15 protein-coding genes are annotated in these 18,305 nt (G+C 55.1%); 7 read left to right on the top strand and 8 right to left on the bottom strand.

All coding sequences use genetic code 11. From position 1 onward, the window contains the following. Positions 1 to 5 precede the first annotated feature (5 nt). Together glyQ and C0557_RS24990 are read right to left on the bottom strand one after the other, a co-directional pair. Entirely contained in the window at positions 6 to 917 is a 912-nt protein-coding gene (gene glyQ / locus C0557_RS24985; RefSeq protein WP_035886762.1) for a glycine--tRNA ligase subunit alpha, read from the bottom strand. A 136-nt stretch (positions 918 to 1,053) separates the two neighbouring features. Further along, complete coding sequence (locus C0557_RS24990) at positions 1,054 to 1,356, bottom strand: YsaB family lipoprotein (protein ID WP_208662110.1); 303 nt, start codon at positions 1,354 to 1,356, stop codon at positions 1,054 to 1,056. A gap of 169 nt (positions 1,357 to 1,525) precedes the next feature. Between C0557_RS24990 and C0557_RS24995 the strand changes: the two genes are divergently transcribed. Beyond that, a complete protein-coding gene (locus C0557_RS24995) occupies positions 1,526 to 2,521 on the top strand; it encodes an acyltransferase (RefSeq protein ID WP_208662112.1) in 996 nt (331 codons plus the stop codon). On the opposite strand, the gene C0557_RS25000 is transcribed toward C0557_RS24995, so the two are convergent. The 4 genes from C0557_RS25000 to xylA form a co-directional block, all read right to left on the bottom strand. Beyond that, positions 2,514 to 3,434: a GlxA family transcriptional regulator gene (locus C0557_RS25000; protein ID WP_072439468.1), complete on the bottom strand. Its 921-nt coding sequence runs from the start codon at positions 3,432 to 3,434 to the stop codon at positions 2,514 to 2,516. The two genes, C0557_RS24995 and C0557_RS25000, sit on opposite strands and share 8 nt — an antisense overlap. After that, the gene (locus tag C0557_RS25005) at positions 3,434 to 3,970 is read right to left on the bottom strand and encodes an isochorismatase family protein (protein ID WP_208662120.1); all 537 of its coding nucleotides are present in this window, start codon (positions 3,968 to 3,970) and stop codon (positions 3,434 to 3,436) included. Before C0557_RS25005 ends, C0557_RS25000 begins: the two co-directional genes overlap by 1 nt. Positions 3,971 to 4,091: 121 nt before the next feature. Beyond that, positions 4,092 to 5,546: a xylulokinase gene (xylB, locus tag C0557_RS25010; RefSeq protein WP_208662122.1), complete on the bottom strand. Its 1,455-nt coding sequence runs from the start codon at positions 5,544 to 5,546 to the stop codon at positions 4,092 to 4,094. 50 nt (positions 5,547 to 5,596) lie between these two features. Beyond that, a complete protein-coding gene (xylA, locus tag C0557_RS25015; protein ID WP_208662124.1) occupies positions 5,597 to 6,919 on the bottom strand; it encodes a xylose isomerase in 1,323 nt (440 codons plus the stop codon). Positions 6,920 to 7,268: 349 nt separating this feature from the next. Here xylA and xylF point away from each other — a divergent pair, with 349 nt between their 5' ends. The 4 genes from xylF (at position 7,269) to xylR (ending at position 12,330) form a co-directional block, all read left to right on the top strand. After that, complete coding sequence (gene xylF, locus C0557_RS25020) at positions 7,269 to 8,261, top strand: D-xylose ABC transporter substrate-binding protein (RefSeq protein WP_074776224.1); 993 nt, start codon at positions 7,269 to 7,271, stop codon at positions 8,259 to 8,261. Positions 8,262 to 8,348: 87 nt separating this feature from the next. Further along, positions 8,349 to 9,890, top strand: a complete 1,542-nt coding sequence (locus C0557_RS25025) for a xylose ABC transporter ATP-binding protein (RefSeq protein ID WP_208662126.1) — start codon at positions 8,349 to 8,351, stop codon at positions 9,888 to 9,890. Next, positions 9,868 to 11,049, top strand: coding sequence for a xylose ABC transporter permease XylH (xylH, locus tag C0557_RS25030; RefSeq protein ID WP_074776226.1), 1,182 nt, complete (start codon positions 9,868 to 9,870; stop codon positions 11,047 to 11,049). The genes C0557_RS25025 and xylH overlap by 23 nt, the downstream gene beginning before the upstream one ends. 102 nt (positions 11,050 to 11,151) lie before the next feature. Continuing rightward, complete coding sequence (gene xylR, locus C0557_RS25035) at positions 11,152 to 12,330, top strand: D-xylose utilization transcriptional activator XylR (RefSeq protein ID WP_074776227.1); 1,179 nt, start codon at positions 11,152 to 11,154, stop codon at positions 12,328 to 12,330. 52 nt (positions 12,331 to 12,382) lie between these two features. On the opposite strand, the gene C0557_RS25040 is transcribed toward xylR, so the two are convergent. Further along, positions 12,383 to 13,210: a protein bax gene (locus tag C0557_RS25040; RefSeq protein WP_074776229.1), complete on the bottom strand. Its 828-nt coding sequence runs from the start codon at positions 13,208 to 13,210 to the stop codon at positions 12,383 to 12,385. Positions 13,211 to 13,525: 315 nt separating this feature from the next. On the opposite strand from C0557_RS25040, the gene C0557_RS25045 reads away from it, so the two are divergent. Both C0557_RS25045 and avtA read left to right on the top strand, forming a co-directional pair. Next, positions 13,526 to 15,562, top strand: coding sequence for an alpha-amylase (locus C0557_RS25045; RefSeq protein ID WP_208662128.1), 2,037 nt, complete (start codon positions 13,526 to 13,528; stop codon positions 15,560 to 15,562). 149 nt (positions 15,563 to 15,711) lie between these two features. Continuing rightward, on the top strand, positions 15,712 to 16,968 hold the full coding sequence (gene avtA / locus C0557_RS25050; RefSeq protein ID WP_074776233.1) for a valine--pyruvate transaminase: 1,257 nt from the start codon (positions 15,712 to 15,714) through the stop codon (positions 16,966 to 16,968). Positions 16,969 to 17,746: 778 nt separating this feature from the next. Here avtA and C0557_RS25055 read toward each other — a convergent pair. Further along, positions 17,747 to 18,220: a 4Fe-4S dicluster domain-containing protein gene (locus C0557_RS25055; RefSeq protein ID WP_208662131.1), complete on the bottom strand. Its 474-nt coding sequence runs from the start codon at positions 18,218 to 18,220 to the stop codon at positions 17,747 to 17,749. Positions 18,221 to 18,305 lie beyond the last annotated feature (85 nt).

The following is an 18,305-nucleotide window of genomic DNA, read 5'->3' on the forward strand; positions in this document are numbered from 1 at the left end:
GCCTCTTATTTATTTCTGTTGCACATCGGGAAGCCAAGGGCTTCACGGGAAGCGTAATACGCTTCAGCGACTGCTTTGGTCAGCGTACGGATACGCAGGATATAGCGCTGACGTTCCGTTACGGAGATGGCTTTACGCGCATCCAGCAGGTTGAAGCTATGGGCGGCTTTCAGAATGCGTTCGTACGCAGGCAGCGGCAGCGGGTTTTCCAGCGCCAGCAGCTTCTGCGCTTCTTTTTCATACTGCTCGAAGCAGCTGAACAGGAAGTCCACGTCTGCGTATTCAAAGTTGTAAGTGGACTGCTCCACTTCGTTCTGATGGAAGACGTCGCCGTAAGTGGTTTTACCCAGCGGGCCGTCGCTCCAGACCAGGTCGTAAACGCTGTCTACGCCCTGAATGTACATCGCCAGACGTTCCAGACCGTAAGTGATCTCGCCGGTAACCGGTTTGCACTCCAGACCGCCCACCTGCTGGAAGTAAGTGAACTGCGTCACTTCCATGCCGTTCAGCCAGACTTCCCAGCCGAGCCCCCAGGCGCCCAGCGTCGGGTTTTCCCAGTTATCTTCCACGAAACGAATATCGTGAATCGTCGGATCCATACCCAGCTCTTTCAGTGACCCGAGGTACAGCTCCTGAATGTTATCCGGGGAGGGTTTAATCACCACCTGGAACTGGTAATAGTGCTGTAAGCGGTTCGGGTTTTCGCCATAACGGCCATCGGTCGGGCGACGGGATGGCTGGACATAGGCAGTCGCCATCGGTTCTGGCCCCAGCGCGCGCAGACTGGTCATCGGGTGGGAGGTGCCGGCGCCAACTTCCATGTCCAGAGGTTGAACGATGGTGCAGCCCTGACGGGCCCAATAATCCTGTAAGGTCAGGATCAGACCCTGAAAGGTCCTGGTATCAAACTTTTGCATATTCTTTCGTGCTGGATACGTGTGGATTTAAAGGAAGCGACCAGTATACCCGCTGGCTGCAAGATATACAGTATGAAACCGAGGTGTTTAAGGAAAATTGGGAAATTCACACGGCCGCGGGCCGCGTTCTGGACGCTTAGCGCATCGAAAGATGTAGAAACTGGCCTTCTGCGTCAAAAGCGCAGACAAACGCCTCGCTACGGGGGGTCATACCGCGCATTTCGTAACTGCCGCGAAACTGTTCAAAACCGGTAACGGCAATTTTTTGCGCGGCGGTATTGTAGCGATGCGCGGCGTTTTGCCGGCATAACTGCTCCATATCGAGGGAGTGAACCGGGTCCGGTCTGGCGTTTTGCGCGCGCTGCACGGGCGTGCCCGGTGCGGCGCTGCATCCTGCGACTAACAGCAGCAACATTATTGGTACAAGAGATTTCATCATTTTTATCACTGCCCTGTTCGCTGGCTGTTATTTTTAAAGGGTAAGAGCACTAGTTTTGCAAATCTGTGGAAAACTGCACAAGCGGATGCGGGAAAACTCAGAATTATCCAGAGCGTCAGGTGGATAAATGGCAGGTCAGAGGATATTTAACGTTAAAACAGAGGAACTGATGCAGTCGAAAATTTACTGGATAGATAATCTGCGAGGGATAGCCTGTTTGATGGTGGTGATGATCCATACCACCACCTGGTACATCACCAACCCGGCCAGCATTACCACTTTCGACTGGAATGTCGCGAATCTGCTGAATTCCGCCTCCCGCGTCAGCGTGCCGCTGTTTTTTATGATTTCGGGTTATCTCTTTTTTGGCGAACGCAGCGCGCAGCCGCGCCATTTCCTGCGCATCGCCCTGTGTCTGGTGTTTTACAGCCTTATCGCCCTGCTCTATATCGTGCTGTTTACCTCGATTAACAGCGAGTTATCCCTGCGCAACCTGCTGCAAAAACCGGTGTTCTACCATCTGTGGTTTTTCTTCGCGATTATCGTTATCTACCTGGTTTCGCCGTTGATTCAGGTGAAAGCGCTCAGCGGCAAAATGCTGCTGGCGCTGGTCATAGTGATTGGCATCGTGGCTAACCCGAATACGGTGTCACAGAAGATCGGCCATTTTGAATGGTTACCCATCAACCTCTACATCAACGGCGACACGTTTTACTACATCCTTTACGGCATGCTGGGACGGGCGATCGGCATGATGGAGACGCAAAGACGGCAGCTCACGCTTTTCAGCGCGGCGATATTTTTGCTGGCGATCTGGGGAATTTCGCGCGGTACGCTGCACGAGTTGAAGTGGCGCGGCAACTTTGCCGACACCTGGTATCTCTACTGCGGTCCGCTGGTGTTCCTTTGCGCCATCGCGCTGTTCACGCTGATTAAAAATACGCTGAACGATCGCACGCTGCCCGGCCTGGCGCTGATTTCGCGCCACTCGCTGGGAATTTATGGTTTCCATGCGCTCATTATCCATGCGCTGCGCACCCGCGGCATAGAGCTGCGCAACTGGCCGCTACTCGATATCGTGTGGATTTTTGTCGCCACGCTGCTGGCAAGCCTGGCGCTGTCGATGCTGGTTCAGCGCCTCGACCGACGGCGTTTCGTTAGCTAGCCATTCGTGACCGCGCCCGGTGCAACTGGCGCGGCGAAGAGAACCCGGCGGCCAGCGCCGCCTGCTCCGCGCCGTGCCCCTGCAACAAGCACTGCTCGGCAATCACCAGGCGTAACTGTTCAAGGTAGTCGCGCACGCTGATGCCCAGATGTTGCTGGAACAGGCGCGTCAAATGGCGCGGGCTGACGTGAGCACATTCGGCGATATCCGCCAGTTGCCACGCTTTTTGCGGCTCGGCGGTGAGCGCATCCTGCGCCCGATGCACTGCCGGGTGAAGATGATTGCGGTAACGCAGCCACGGCGAAATCTGCGGATCGTCGCCGGAACGGCGGAACCAGACCACCATCTCACGCGCCACCGCCAGCGCCGTTTCCGGCCCCCGCAGACGGTTGATCAGATGTAAGGCCAGATCGATGCCGGAGGTGATGCCCGCGCTGGTCCAGATGCCGCGATCTTCAATAAAGATACGGTTCTCTTTCACCTGCGCCGTCGGCGCTGCTGCTTTCAATCGCGCAATCACATCATGATGTGTGGTGCACTGCACGCCGCTCAACAACCCGGCTTTCGCCGCCAGCACGGCGCCCGAACAGACGCACATCAGGGTAATGCTCTGATTGTGGATCTGCGGTTGCAGGCGCATCAGCCAGTGCAGTACGAGACTGGCCTGCGGCGTGTTGAAAAAATTCGCCGAATCGCTGACGCCGGGCAACACCAGCAAACTGCCTGCCGGCAGTGTTTCCGGCAGCGGCGAGATGTTGCCCATATTCAGGCCAATCGATGTGGGCACTTCGGCGTCTGGCCCGATGTAATGCAGGCGGAAAGCATCCTGTGCCAGCACGAATGTTTCCGCCGGGCCGGTCATATCCAGCGCCAGCACTCCCGGCAACATCACAAACCAGACATCTGTCGTCATTAGCGTTCCAGAATTTCGTGGACGGTTTTAATCGTGGCGAAGCGGCCTTCCAGCACCGTTTCCGTACGATGGCGCAACGCATCGCAATCCAGCGTAATCCCTTTATGCGTCATCGGGAAGGTCAGCGTCGCTTCGCTGGCAAAAGTCACGCGATAACCCAAATCCGACGCCACGCGCGCCGTGGTTTCGCAGCACTGTTCAGTGCGGATACCACAGATAATCAGGTGGTTGATATCACGCGCGCGCAGCCAGTGATCCAGGCCGGTATCGGTAAAAGCATTGTGCACATGCTTATAAAAGGTCACGGCCGGTTGATGCGTCAGAAAAGGCATCGGCGCAACAAAACCGCTTTCCAGCGAGAAGGGGCCGCTGTCTGCAACGTGAAAGATATCGACAACCGGAATGCCGCGCGCTTCACAGCCGGAAATCAGAGCAGAAATGGCCTGCTGAAAGGCAGGAAAATCCGTCTCCTGCCAGTATTCACGATGAAAGAAAGATTGTTGTGTGTCGATATTGATAAGGGCGGTACGTGACATTTCAGGACTCCTTGCTCAGTGGGGATAACGCTATTCTGGCAAGGAGTGCCATGTCTGCTAAGACCAAAAAAGGACAACCTCAGGGTGATTCCGGCCCACTGAAGAAAGTGAGCCGGAACGATCAGGACATCAGCGGCAACAGCTGCTGATAAATGCGTCGGAACGTCTCGCGACGCGAAGCGTACCCGTTATGACGTTCGGCGTTCGGCAGATGCTGTTGTTCAATGGGAAGCTGCGGTAGCAGCGTTGCCAGCGGGACATACGGGTTCACCGCGACCTGCGCCAGCCGCGCCGCGCCCAGCGCCGGGCCAACATCGCCGCCGGTACGGTAATCGAGTTGCAGGCCGCTGATATCCGCCAGCATTTGCCGCCACCAGGCGCTGCGCGCGCCGCCGCCGATAAGCGTAATACTCTTCGGCGTCACGCCGCAGGCATGCACCACATCCATACCATCCGCCAGCGCATAACCCACGCCTTCCAGCACCGCGCGCGCCAGTTCGCCCTGCCCGTGCTGATGCGTCAGGCCAAAGAAAACGCCTTTCGCCTGCGGGTTGTTGTGCGGCGTGCGTTCGCCGGAAAGGTAGGGCAGAAACCAGAGATCGCCCGCCTTGTCGTCCGCCTGTTCCGCCGCGTGGATCAACGCGGGCACCGATTCCAGCCCCGTTAGCCTTGCTGCCCAGTCCAGGCAGGAGGCGGCGCTAAGCATCACCGACATCAGGTGCCAGCGCCCGGGCAGCGCGTGGCAAAAGCTGTGTACTGCGCTCTCCGGCTTGCTCAGAAACCCTTCGCTGACCGCGAAATAAACGCCGGACGTCCCCAGCGAAAGCATCGCCTGCCCCGCATCGGCCATACCCACGCCCACAGCGCCCGCCGCATTGTCACCGCCGCCCGCCACCACCGGAACAACGGGCATCGACCAGCGTCGTGCCACCTCCGGCAGCAGTTCACCGGTTATTTCGCTGCCTTCAAACAGCGCAGGCATATGTGCGCGGGTGAGCGAGCAGGCCGCCAGCATCTCATCGCTCCAGTCGCGCTTCGCGACATCCAGCCACATAGTGCCCGCAGCATCCGACATATCGCTGGCAAAAACGCCGGACATTTTCAGACGCAGGTAATCTTTGGGCAGCAATACTTTCGCGACTCTGGCGAAGACGTCCGGCTCGTGGCGCTGAACCCACAGCAGCTTCGGCGCGGTAAAACCGGGCATCATCAGGTTGCCGGTAATGGCGCGGGAATTTTTCACCTGCGCTTCCAGCAGCTTGCACTCTTCGCCGCAGCGGCCGTCATTCCACAAAATAGCCGGGCGAAGCACGCGGTTTTCGTTATCCAGCAGCGTGGCGCCGTGCATCTGCCCGGCAAGCCCGATGGCCTTCACCTGCTGTAGCGAATGCGCGGCGGCCAGCGCCTGAATTGCACGATCCGTTGCCTGCCACCACTGTTCAGGATCCTGCTCGGACCATAATGGCTGCGGGCGCGATACGCTGAGTTTTTCCGTATGAGAGGCCAGCACATCCCCCTGTTCACCGAGCAGAATAGCTTTCACGCCTGAGGTGCCGAGATCGATCCCGATATACATAGTGACCACTCCTGTTGATGTGCGCCGCGTTGCCCGCGGCGCGGCACCGGTTACTTGTCGAAGAGGTAATGATTAACCAGATTTTCCAGTTGTTCCTGATGGCCGCTCTGATGGCGCGGCGCCAGGTTCTGCTGCTCAGCGTACTTCGCCAGCTCCGCCAGACTAAGCTGCCCCTGCAAAATTTGCTGGCCCAGCTCACCATTCCAGCCGGCGTAGCGCTTCGCAACGCGTTTATCCAGCTCGCCATCTTGCACCATGCGAGCGGCCACTTTCAGCGCCAGCGCCATGGTATCCATTGCGCCGATATGTCCGTAGAAGAGGTCATATTTATCGGTGCTCTGGCGACGCACTTTGGCGTCAAAGTTCAGCCCACCGGTAGTGAAACCGCCAGCTTTGAGAATTTCGTACATCACCAGCGCATTCTCTTCCACGCTGTTCGGGAACTGATCGGTATCCCAGCCAAGCTGCGGGTCGCCGCGGTTAGCATCCACCGAGCCGAACAGCCCCAGCGCAATGGCGGTAGCGATTTCATGATGGAAAGAGTGGCCCGCCAGCGTGGCGTGGTTGGCTTCGATATTGAGCTTGATCTCTTTCTCCAGACCAAACTGCTTCAGGAAGCCATACACCGTGGCTGCGTCATAATCGTATTGATGCTTGGTCGGCTCCTGCGGTTTTGGTTCGATAAGCAGCGTACCGTGAAAACCAATTTTGTGTTTGTGCTCAACCACCATATGCATAAAGCGGCCGATTTGTTCACGTTCCTGGCGCAAATCGGTATTCAGCAGGGTTTCATACCCTTCACGCCCGCCCCACAGCACATAGTTTTCGCCGCCGAGCTTATGGGTGGCGTTCATCGCCGTCACCACCTGCGTGGCGGCCCAGCTGAAGACTTCCGGATCGGGATTGGTCGCCGCGCCTGCGCCATAGCGCGGGTTGGTAAAGCAGTTCGCCGTGCCCCACAGCAGCTTCACGCCGCTCTGCTGCTGTTTTTCCGCCAGCACATCCACCATCTGCGCAAAGTTGTTGAGGTACTCTTTCAGCGATGCTCCTTCAGGAGAGACATCGACGTCATGGAAGCAGTAATAGGGGACGTTCAGCTTATGGAAAAACTCAAAGGCGACATCAGCTTTGCGTTTCGCCTGTTCCATCGCCTCGCCGGGGTGTTGCCACGGGCGATCGAAAGAGCCCACACCGAACATATCCGCGCCATTCCAGCAGAAAGTGTGCCAGTAGCAGGCGGCAAAACGCAGGTGATCCTCCATGCGCTTACCGAGCACTAGCTCATCCGGATTGTAATGACGAAACGCTAAAGGATTCGTGGTTTTTGGGCCTTCATAACGAACCCGATCCAGCTGATCGAAATAAGCTTGCATAATGAGCTCCATTGGCGAGTGAACAATTCTGAAGTAATACTGGATTCTCTCTCTGGCTTGCTCAATTACGTTATTTCACACCGCTATTAAGAGAATGCACAAACGTGCGCTGGCTCGCAAAATAACGCCGACAATTGTTGCGTGTCGCCTTCCTCTTTTTTATGCAAAATCGGTTTTGCTTTTTTTAAAATAAGATCGCGGTCATAAATCAGCAAATAAACCAAAAAACGTAATGCGTGGATAAAAATCAGTAATTGCTAACTTAACGTTCCGTGTTAAAAATTTGCTCGTCCAAAGCAGTGCATGTTTCTTTTATCTCGCTCATCACCCTACGAAAGGTATTACTATTATGAAGATAAAGAACCTTTGCCTTACACTCTGCGCCTCCCTGATCCTTGCCAGCGCCGTTGGCCACGCCAAAGAAGTGAAGATTGGCATGGCGATTGACGATCTGCGCCTTGAACGTTGGCAAAAAGATCGCGATATTTTTGTCAAAAAAGCCGAATCGCTCGGCGCTAATGTGTTTGTTCAATCCGCCAACGGCAATGAAGAAACACAAATGTCGCAAATTGAAAATATGATAAACCGTGGCGTTGATGTGCTGGTTATTATTCCCTACAACGGTCAGGTATTAAGTAACGTAATAAAAGAAGCCAAACAGGAAGGAATTAAAGTTCTGGCTTACGATCGCATGATTAATAATGCCGATATCGACTTCTATATTTCCTTCGACAATGAAAAAGTTGGGGAATTACAGGCGCAAAGCCTGGTCAAGAAAGTGCCGCAAGGGAATTACTTTTTAATGGGCGGCTCACCGGTGGATAATAACGCCAAGCTGTTCCGCGCCGGGCAGATGAAAGTTTTAAAACCGTATATCGATAGCGGAAAAATTAAAATTGTCGGCGATCAGTGGGTCGATGGCTGGCTGCCGGAAAATGCGCTGAAAATAATGGAAAACGCGCTCACCGCTAACAACAACAAAATCGATGCTGTCGTCGCTTCAAATGATGCCACCGCTGGCGGCGCAATCCAGGCGCTTAGCGCCCAGGGGCTGGCAGGGAAAGTCGCTATCTCCGGCCAGGATGCGGATCTCGCCGGGGTAAAACGGCTGATTAACGGCAGCCAGACGATGACCGTCTACAAGCCGATTACGCAGCTTGCCAACACGGCGGCGGAAATTGCCGTCGAATTGGGCAACGGCCAGCAGCCGAAAGCAGATACCACGCTCAACAACGGTCTGAAGGATGTTCCGTCCCGCTTGCTGACGCCTATTGAGGTGACGAAAGACAATATCGACGCCACCGTCATCAAAGATGGTTTCCATCAGAAAAACCAGCTCTAGCACGTTCGGCGCGCCTCTTCATTGCGGGGCGCGCCCTCCGCCTCCTCTTTCAGGCGTTGTCAGACCAGCAAATGACGTGGAGCAGCTATGCCTTATTTACTCGAAATGAAAAACATCACCAAAGCCTTTGGTGCTGTGAAAGCCATTGATAATGTCAGCCTGCGACTGAATGCCGGCGAAGTGTTATCACTGTGCGGCGAGAATGGTTCCGGTAAATCAACACTGATGAAAGTCCTGTGCGGGATCTACCCGGCGGGCAGCTACGACGGGGAGATCGTGTTTGCCGGCGAAACCTTGCAGGCCAGCCATATCCGCGACACCGAACGTAAAGGTATCGCCATCATTCACCAGGAACTGGCGTTGGTGAAGCACCTGACGGTGCTGGAAAATATCTTCCTCGGTACGGAAATCACCCGTAACGGCGTGATGGATTACGACATGATGACGCTGCGTTGCGAAAAGTTGCTTAAACAGGTGAGCCTGGCCATTTCGCCGGATACCCGGGTGGGCGATTTAGGGCTGGGGCAGCAGCAACTGGTGGAGATTGCCAAGGCGCTGAATAAACAGGTGCGGCTGCTTATTCTGGATGAGCCGACGGCCTCGCTCACCGAACAGGAAACCGCAGTACTTCTGGATATCATCCGCGACCTGCGCAACCACGATATCGCCTGTATCTACATTTCCCACAAACTCAATGAAGTCAAAGCGATATCCGACGTGATTTGCGTCATTCGCGATGGCAAACATATCGGCACCCGCGATGCGACGGGCATGAGCGAAGATGACATCATCACCATGATGGTGGGTCGCGAGCTTACGGCGCTTTATCCCAGCGAGCCACATACTACCGGCACGGAGATCCTGCGCGTTGAACACCTGACCGCCTGGCACCCGGTTAATCGCCATATTAAACGCGTCAACGACGTCTCCTTCAGCCTGAAACGCGGCGAAATCCTCGGTATCGCCGGGTTAGTCGGCGCAGGCAGAACCGAAGCCGTGCAGTGCCTGTTCGGCGTGTGGCCTGGCCGCTGGGAGGGCGCGATTTACCTTGATGGCAAGCAGGTGGAGATCCACAACTGCCAGCAGGCCATTGCACATGGCATTGCGATGGTGCCGGAAGATCGCAAAAAAGACGGCATCGTGCCGGTTATGGCGGTGGGAAAAAATATTACCCTTGCGGCGCTGGATCAGTTTACCGGCGTGCTCAGCAGCCTGGACGATGCCGCAGAGCAGGCCTGCATTTTACAGTCTCTGCAGCGGCTGAAAGTGAAAACCTCATCGCCAGCGCTTGCCATCGGTCGTCTCAGCGGCGGCAATCAGCAAAAGGCGATTTTAGCCCGCTGCCTGCTGCTCAACCCGCGCATTTTAATCCTCGACGAACCGACGCGCGGTATTGATATCGGCGCGAAGTACGAAATCTACAAACTCATTAACCAACTGGTGCAGCAAGGGATTGCCGTCATCGTTATCTCATCCGAGCTGCCCGAAGTGCTGGGCTTAAGCGACCGGGTGCTGGTGATGCATGAAGGCAAGCTGAAAGCCGATCTTATCAATCGTAATCTGACCCAGGAGCAGGTTATGGAAGCGGCACTGAGGAGCGAACATCATGTCGAAAAGCAACCCGTCTGAAATGAAGCTATCCACGGTCTCACCGGGCCTATTTTCCGGTCTGAAATCCCTCAACTTACAGGTCTTTGTCATGATCGCTGCCATCGTGGTGATCATGCTGTTTTTCACCGGTATGACCGATGGTGCTTACCTGAGCGCGCGTAATATCTCTAACCTGCTACGCCAGACCGCCATCACTGGCATTCTGGCGGTCGGCATGGTGTTCGTCATTATTTCCGCTGAAATTGACCTCTCCGTTGGCTCAATGATGGGTCTGCTCGGCGGCGCAGCGGCGATTTTTGATGTCTGGCTCGGCTGGCCACTGCCGCTCACCGTGGCGGTAACGCTGGTGCTCGGTCTGTTGCTGGGTGCATGGAACGGCTGGTGGGTGGCCTATCGCAAGGTGCCGTCATTCATCGTCACTCTCGCCGGTATGTTGGCGTTTCGCGGCGTGTTAATCGGCATCACCAACGGCACCACGGTTTCTCCCACCAGCGCGGCGATGTCGCAAATCGGCCAGAGCTACCTGCCAGACGGTGTCGGTTTCGGCGTCGGCGTTCTGGGCATGGTGGTGTTTGTGCTCTGGCAATGGCGCGGACGGTTGCGCCGCCAATCGCTCGGCCTCACAACACCCGCCTCCACCAGCGCGATTGGTCGTCAGGCGCTTATCGCAGTGATTGTGCTGGGCGCTATCTGGCTGCTCAATGATTATCGCGGCGTTCCTACACCGGTGCTGCTGCTGGCATTTCTGCTGCTGGCCGGGATGTTTATGGCTACGCGAACCGCGTTTGGCCGCCGGATTTACGCCATTGGCGGCAACCTGGAAGCCGCCCGGCTTTCCGGTATCAACGTTGAGCGTACCAAGCTGGCGGTATTTGCCATCAACGGTTTGATGGTGGCAATCGCCGGGTTAATCCTCAGCTCACGCCTCGGCGCGGGTTCGCCTTCGGCCGGGAATATCGCCGAGCTGGACGCTATTGCCGCCTGTGTCATTGGCGGTACCAGCCTCGCAGGCGGGATCGGTAGCGTTGCGGGTGCCGTAATGGGGGCGTTTATTATGGCTTCGCTGGATAACGGCATGAGCATGATGGATGTGCCCACCTTCTGGCAATACATCGTCAAAGGTGCGATTTTACTGCTGGCGGTGTGGATGGATTCCGCGACCAAACGCCGGGCCTGAAAGGAGTGAATACTGGCGCGATCACACTGCCGGATCTTTTTTATCCGGCGGTGTGCTGAATATGATAATCAGAACAGGTGGAAAGCCAGGAATCCCAGAGACATGTTTGAAAAACGCCATCGCATCACGCTGTTATTTAATGCGAATAAAGCCTATGACCGCCAGGTTGTCGAGGGCGTCGGCGAGTATTTGCAGGCGTCGCAATCCGAGTGGGACATCTTTATCGAGGAAGATTTCCGCGCGCGCATTGAAAATATTAAAGAGTGGGTTGGTGACGGTGTTATTGCCGATTACGACGACCCGGAAATAGAACAGGTACTGGCCGATGTTGACGTCCCGATCGTCGGCGTAGGCGGCTCCTATCACACGCCAGAAAGCTACCCTGCGGTCCATTACATCGCCACTGACAACCACGCGCTGGTAGAGAGCGCATTCCTGCATTTGAAAGAGAAAGGCGTACACCGTTTTGCTTTTTACGGCCTGCCCGCTTCCAGCGGTAAGCGCTGGGCTGCTGAACGTGAATATGCTTTTTGTCGGCTTGTCGCGCAGGAGAAATACCGCGGTGTGGTCTATCAGGGGCTGACTACCGCGCCGGAAAACTGGCAGCACGCACAGAACCGGCTCGCCGACTGGCTACAAACGCTACCGCCGCAAACCGGCATCATTGCCGTTACCGACGCCCGCGCCCGCCACGTACTGCAAGTGTGCGACCATCTGCATATTCCGGTGCCGGAAAAGCTGTGCGTGATTGGCATCGATAATGAAGAACTCACCCGCTATCTCTCCCGCGTCGCGCTCTCTTCCGTGGCGCAGGGTACGCGGCAGATGGGCTATCAGGCGGCAAAATTACTGCATCGTCTGCTGGATAGCGAAACCCTGCCGCTTCAGCGGTTGCTGGTGCCGCCGGTGCGGGTGGTGGAACGTCGTTCGACTGATTACCGGTCGCTGAACGATCCGGCGGTCATCCAGGCGATGCACTACATCCGCAATCATGCCTGCAAAGGGATCAAGGTCGATCAGGTGCTGGATGCTGTCGGTATTTCGCGTTCCAATCTGGAGAAGCGCTTTAAAGAGGAAGTGGGGGAAACCATCCACGCGGTGATCCACGCGGAGAAACTGGAAAAAGCGCGCAGCCTGCTGATTTCAACGTCGCTCTCGATCAACGAGATTTCACAAATGTGCGGCTATCCGTCGCTGCAATATTTCTATTCCGTCTTTCGCAAAGAGTACGACAGCACGCCGAAAGACTACCGCGACCGCTACAGCGAAGTGCTGATATAACGCACAAAGAAAAACGCCTTCCACAGGGAAGGCGTTTTAGCAGCAAAAACAGTTACATGTGCGCGGCGATTAACTGCTGATTGTCCTGATACATGGCAAACAGGTAGTTGTTGTAACTCGCACCGCGGGTCGAGTAACCCTTCAGCTTATGAATCATGTTTGAAGCCGTCACTTCCTGATCGGCCTTGCGTAACTGCGCGCGGGATGTACGGAACGACGCATAAGCAGCATGCGTGTTCAGATTGGTGACGTAGGCGTCCACCGACTCCTGCAAGGATTCAAAGTGGGAATAGCCTTTCACCTTACCCGGGCCATTTTTACAGGCACCTTTGGCACACTTCATACCAAACAGATTGTTGTTGGTACGCGCCAGTTTGGAGGTGCCCCAGCCGCTTTCTGCCGCCGCCATGGTAGCGACCATGCTGTCAGGAATAATGTCCACGCGCTCCAGCAGCGTGTTCCAGGGGATACGGCGCGTATTCCCGGACCAGCTCACTTTGTAGCGTTTGGCAATATCCTTCAGGCGCGTGCGTTCGGCAGGCGACCATTGGCTGTCGTACTGTTTCTTTTGCAGCCAGTTACGCTCGGCGGTAATCGCTGAGTTTCTACTGGTGATATAAGGCATTACTGTCCGGAGAAACGCTTTTTTCCTTGGGGTTCCGGAAGGGTATTTTCGCAAATCAGGAAGTGAACTGCTATTTACACTATTGCGAGAATACTCTTGTTTACTGCTTGCCTGCTTCTTTACGTTTGCCTTAGTGACGTGGGCTTTGTGACTCGCTGTTTCTGTGTGCGTCTTTGCCAGCACCCCACCCGAAAATATAAGGGTGAAAAACATGAGTATCGTAGCCCCAGGTCGTCGCATGGGTATCGATATCATTAGGTCTCCTGGTCGGATATGAACATTCCAACACCTTCTTTTTTGCATAAATTTGAGAGCTGAATCTCAAATCATAGCAAAAATAGCGTACAAGAGCACGTACAGAAATAATCCAATTCCGAAACCATGTCACCAGGAAATTGTGCAGAAAATGGACAAAGAGTGATAAATGTGGTGGTTATCGCAAATCTGCGACGTTCTGTGTGGTTTATCACTCACCCGTTGTTCTCCTCCCTGGCGATAACGCGCGCAGGATGAGTCGGCCCTGTTTTCAGCGTGGCAAACTGAAAGAAACCGCTGTTAACGGGACATCAGATGAAACACGCCGCGCTTTCATTGCTCTTTATACCCTGCTTCGCCTTCGCCGACTGGTCCGCCAGCAGTTTTCCTGCCTTAACCAACGATGGCACCGGTCTGTGGCGCAGCCAGGCGACGCTGAAAAAAGGGGCTTACCCGCTCACGTTGCAGGAAGGCCAGCAATGCTGGCAACCCGCTGAAGGGGTGAAGCTCAACCAGATGCTTTCCCTGGTTCCCTGCACTGGCAGCGCGCCGCAGTGGCGTATTTTCCGCGACGGCGATTACCAGTTGCAGCTCGATACCCGTTCCGGCACGCCCACTCTGTTGCTGAGCGTGAAAAGCGAGAATGCCGACACCCGCGCGAATGTGGCGCGCCAGTGCCCGGTGCGCAGCGATAAGCCGCTGACGATAGACGTCGGCGCAACGTTCCCGGAAGGCAGCCAGGTGCGCGATTTCTACAGCCAGCAAATCACCACCGTCCGCAACGGCAAAATCACCCTTCAGCCTGCGGCGCAGAGTGACGGGCTGCTGCTATTAGAAAGCGCCGAAACCCATGGCCCCGCGCCCTTCCAGTGGCATAACGCCACCGTTTATTTTGTTTTAACCGACCGTTATGTGAATGGCGACCCGTCAAACGACAACAGCTACGGGCGGCACAAAGATGGTATGCAGGAGATCGGCACCTTCCACGGCGGCGATCTGAAAGGGCTAACCAGCAAGCTTGATTATTTGCAGCAACTGGGCGTAAACGCGTTATGGATAAGCTCGCCGCTGGAGCAGATCCACGGTTGGGTAGGCGGCGGCACGAAGGGCGATTTTCCCCATTACGCCTATCACGGCTACTACACGCAAGACTGGACGCGCCTGGATGCCAATATGGGCGGCGAAGAGGATTTACGCACGCTGGTCGATGAAGCGCACCGACGCGGCATCCGCGTGTTGTTTGACGTGGTGATGAACCACACCGGTTACGCCACACTTGCGGATATGCAGACGTATCAGTTTGGCGCACTTTATCTGAAAGAGGATGAACGGCGCAAAATCCTCGGCGAGCACTGGACAGACTGGAAGCCCGCCGCCGGCCAGACGTGGCACAGTTTCAATGATTACATCAACTTCAGCGATAAAACGGCGTGGCAAAACTGGTGGGGTAAAAACTGGATCCGCACCGATATCGGCGATTATGACAACCCCGGTTTTGACGATCTGACCATGTCGCTGGCCTTCTTGCCGGATCTGAAAACAGAATCGACCACGCCATCCGGCTTGCCCGTCTTCTACCAACATAAACCGGACACCCACGCGCGGGAGATTGCCGGTTACACGCCGCGCGATTATCTGACCCACTGGCTCAGCCAGTGGGTGCGCGATTATGGTATCGACGGTTTTCGCGTTGATACCGCCAAACACGTTGAGCTGGCGGCCTGGCAGCAACTCAAAACCCAGGCGACAGAGGCGCTGGCCGAATGGAAAAAAGCCAACCCGCAGAAGAAAATTGATGATGCGCCATTCTGGATGACCGGCGAATCCTGGGGCCACGGCGTCATGCGCAGCACCTACTACGACCACGGTTTCGACGCGATGATCAATTTTGATTATCAGGAGCAGGCCGCCAGCGGCGTGCCGTGCCTGGCGAATATGGATACCGTCTGGCAGCAAATGGCGGACAAGCTGCAAAGTTTTAACGCCCTGAGTTATCTCTCCTCGCACGATACCCGCCTGTTCCGCGAAGGCGGCCAGCAATCGGCAGAGCTGTTATTGCTTGCGCCAGGCGCGGTGCAGATCTTCTACGGTGATGAATCCGCACGTCCATTTGGCCCCACGGGATCCGATCCGCTGCAAGGCACGCGATCGGACATGAACTGGCAGGATCTTGACGGCAAATCCGCGCAAAGCCTGCGCCACTGGCAAACGCTGGGCCAGTTCCGCGCGCGCCATCCGGCACTGGGCGCGGGAAAACAAACCACACTGACATTACCGCAAGGGTATGGGTTCGTTCGCGAGCAAGGAGATGACAAAGTCATGGTTGTCTGGGCGGGTGCGGTCCCGCACTGAGTCATAAGGAAAATATCAGCATATTATGCTGACAAAAAATACAGAGTTAGTATAAACAGCGAAAATCGTCACGGCGCGGCAATTTGCACACTGCTCTGCGGAGCGTTATGGTTAGCCACTTTGAACAGTAGCGCGACAGAGCAGTAGCGATGACATTTTCACTTTTCGGCGACAAATTTACCCGCCATGCAGGCATTACGCGCCTGATGGAGGATCTCAACGACGGTTTACGCACCCCTGGCGCTATCATGCTCGGCGGCGGTAACCCGGCACAAATCCCGGCGATGACCGATTACTTCCATAACCTGCTCGCCGGGATGGTAGAAAACGGCAAAGCGATTGATGCGCTGTGCAATTATGACGGTCCGCAAGGCAAAACCGAGCTGCTGACGGCGCTGGCCGGGATGTTGCGTGAAGAGTTAGGTTGGGATATTGAACCGCAGAATATTGCACTGACAAATGGCAGCCAGAGCGCGTTTTTCTACTTGTTCAATCTGTTCGCAGGCCGCCGTGCCGATGGAAGTACCAGAAAAGTATTATTTCCGCTAGCGCCGGAGTACATCGGCTACGCGGATTCCGGGCTGGAAGAGGAGATGTTTGTCTCGGCGCGGCCCAATATTGAACTGCTGCCTGATGGCCAGTTTAAATACCATGTTGATTTCGAACATCTGCATATCGGCGAAGAGACCGGGATGATTTGCGTCTCGCGGCCAACCAACCCTACCGGCAACGTGATCACCGACGAAGAGTTGATGAAACTCGATGTGCTGGCGAATCAGCACAACATTCCGCTGGTGATCGATAACGCTTACGGCGTGCCTTTCCCGGGCATCATCTTTAGCGAAGCGCGTCCGCTGTGGAACCCGAATATCATCCTGTGCATGAGCCTGTCGAAGCTGGGCCTGCCGGGCAGCCGCTGCGGAATTATCATTGCCAACGATAAAATTATCTCCGCCATTCGCAACATGAACGGCATCATCAGCCTTGCGCCTGGCGGTATCGGCCCGGCAATGATGTGCGAGATGATTAAGCGCCAGGATCTGCTGCGCCTCTCCGAAGAGGTGATCAAACCGTTCTATTACCAGCGGGTTCAGGAAACTCTCGCCATTCTGCGCCGCTACCTGCCCGAAGAGCGCTGCCTGATCCATAAACCGGAAGGGGCGATTTTCCTCTGGCTGTGGTTCAAGGATCTGCCCATCAGCACCGAATTACTTTATCAGCGCCTGAAAAAACGCGGCGTGCTGATGGTGCCGGGTGATTACTTCTTCCCGGGGCTGGATAAACCCTGGCCGCACACACATCAGTGCATGCGCATGAACTATGTGCCGGAACCGGCGCTTATCGAAGCCGGGGTAAAAATTCTCGCCGAAGAGGTTGAAAAAGCCTGGCAAGAAAACAAGGCCTGAAAAGAGTTTAAAAAAGCCATCGTCAGGATGGCTTTTTTATGCCTGCCAGATAACCACACAAAGATTAATTTTAATTAGGCAGCGATTTGTTTTTACATGCATATATTGCAAAAATAAAAATGAACCTTACTTCATGTTAATTATAATAATTGTCAAGGATATATCCCTCCTTAATAAAATCTAAAAAAAGAAATCTTTATCAAGCGTGACTTAAATTATAAATCAACATATAACCAATTGATTTTAAACAATATATAGAATAAAAGTGCTGTCACTTTAGGAATATTCATATTTTTCATTTATTTGCAAAATATTAATGCACCAACGTTGCCGGTCTATAAATGCGATTTACACTTAATTCATGCACAGTCCGGAATTTTAATTGAGCGGAGTATCAGTATGGCAACTAATAACATTAACCACCTCAGCACCATTGCAGCGGAAGCAGTGTTTCTGCCAATGCGTCCGGGCTACTGGCGAACGTCAATGCCACCTTGAATACGGTCAACCAGCAATTCCTCCAACACCAGGGGAAGCACCACCTCGAAGCCTCTCTGCGGTGTGAGCGGTGTCGTCGTCGGCATATAAAAACCAACCCAGCAGTAAAAGTTTTTGTGCCCCCGCAAGGGGGCACGTCTTCGCAGCAACACGTGTCATCGCCGTTCAGCGCGCTGATTGAAAAGGGATTGCGTAATGAAACACTTATTGTGCCTCAGCCCGCTTCGCACTGCTCCACTGGCGAGCGCGCGCCGACACGCTGACGTAGAACTTTAACGACTTACGCTAGCTGGCTTCGCAGGCGACGCTCGCGCAACTGCGCCGGGTTCACACAGCTGAGCGCGCTGGTCGGGCAGGCTTCCACGCAGGCGGGTCCGGTTTCGCGGTGCTGGCACAGATCGCACTTCAGCGCCTGTACGCGCTCCTCAATCCGCGTCACCTGCATCGCGCCAAACGGGCAGGCGATCATGCAGCTTTTACAGCCGATGCAGCGGGATTGTTCCACCAATACCACGCCGTCGGCGCGATGAATCGCGCCAACCGGGCAGACATTCGCACAGGGCGCATCTTCGCAGTGATGGCAGGTCACTGCCGTGGAAAATGTACCGGTTTTAACCACCCGAATGCGGGCGGAAAAGGTGGAGGCCGAGAGGGTTGAGCAGTCCTGATTATCCTGGTGCGACACCACGCAGGCCACTTCGCAGGTGCGACAGCCAATGCATTTTGCCGAATCGGCGATAATAAAACGGTTCATTCTCCACTCCAGCGGGCGTTAAAAAAGCCAAGAGTGCCGAAATCGTCGCTGCCGCGCTTTGATCGCAGAGGGGAAAGGTGCCAGA

The sequence above is a fragment of the Kosakonia sp. MUSA4 genome, assembly GCF_013085925.1.
Classification (GTDB): Bacteria; Pseudomonadota; Gammaproteobacteria; order Enterobacterales; family Enterobacteriaceae; genus Kosakonia; species Kosakonia sacchari_B.

Excerpts from the sequence above, each read along its gene's own strand:
- xylB (WP_208662122.1), bottom strand. The coding sequence starts at position 5,546 with ATGTATATCGGGATCGATCTCGGCACCTCAGGCGTGAAAGCTATTCTG.
- glyQ (WP_035886762.1), bottom strand. The coding sequence starts at position 917 with ATGCAAAAGTTTGATACCAGGACCTTTCAGGGTCTGATCCTGACCTTA.
- xylR (WP_074776227.1), top strand. The coding sequence starts at position 11,152 with ATGTTTGAAAAACGCCATCGCATCACGCTGTTATTTAATGCGAATAAA.
- C0557_RS24995 (WP_208662112.1), top strand. The coding sequence starts at position 1,526 with ATGCAGTCGAAAATTTACTGGATAGATAATCTGCGAGGGATAGCCTGT.
- C0557_RS25000 (WP_072439468.1), bottom strand. The coding sequence starts at position 3,434 with ATGACGACAGATGTCTGGTTTGTGATGTTGCCGGGAGTGCTGGCGCTG.
- C0557_RS24990 (WP_208662110.1), bottom strand. The coding sequence starts at position 1,356 with ATGATGAAATCTCTTGTACCAATAATGTTGCTGCTGTTAGTCGCAGGA.
- C0557_RS25055 (WP_208662131.1), bottom strand. The coding sequence starts at position 18,220 with ATGAACCGTTTTATTATCGCCGATTCGGCAAAATGCATTGGCTGTCGC.
- C0557_RS25045 (WP_208662128.1), top strand. The coding sequence starts at position 13,526 with ATGAAACACGCCGCGCTTTCATTGCTCTTTATACCCTGCTTCGCCTTC.
- xylA (WP_208662124.1), bottom strand. The coding sequence starts at position 6,919 with ATGCAAGCTTATTTCGATCAGCTGGATCGGGTTCGTTATGAAGGCCCA.
- C0557_RS25040 (WP_074776229.1), bottom strand. The coding sequence starts at position 13,210 with ATGATATCGATACCCATGCGACGACCTGGGGCTACGATACTCATGTTT.
- C0557_RS25025 (WP_208662126.1), top strand. The coding sequence starts at position 8,349 with ATGCCTTATTTACTCGAAATGAAAAACATCACCAAAGCCTTTGGTGCT.
- xylF (WP_074776224.1), top strand. The coding sequence starts at position 7,269 with ATGAAGATAAAGAACCTTTGCCTTACACTCTGCGCCTCCCTGATCCTT.
- xylH (WP_074776226.1), top strand. The coding sequence starts at position 9,868 with ATGTCGAAAAGCAACCCGTCTGAAATGAAGCTATCCACGGTCTCACCG.
- avtA (WP_074776233.1), top strand. The coding sequence starts at position 15,712 with ATGACATTTTCACTTTTCGGCGACAAATTTACCCGCCATGCAGGCATT.
- C0557_RS25005 (WP_208662120.1), bottom strand. The coding sequence starts at position 3,970 with ATGTCACGTACCGCCCTTATCAATATCGACACACAACAATCTTTCTTT.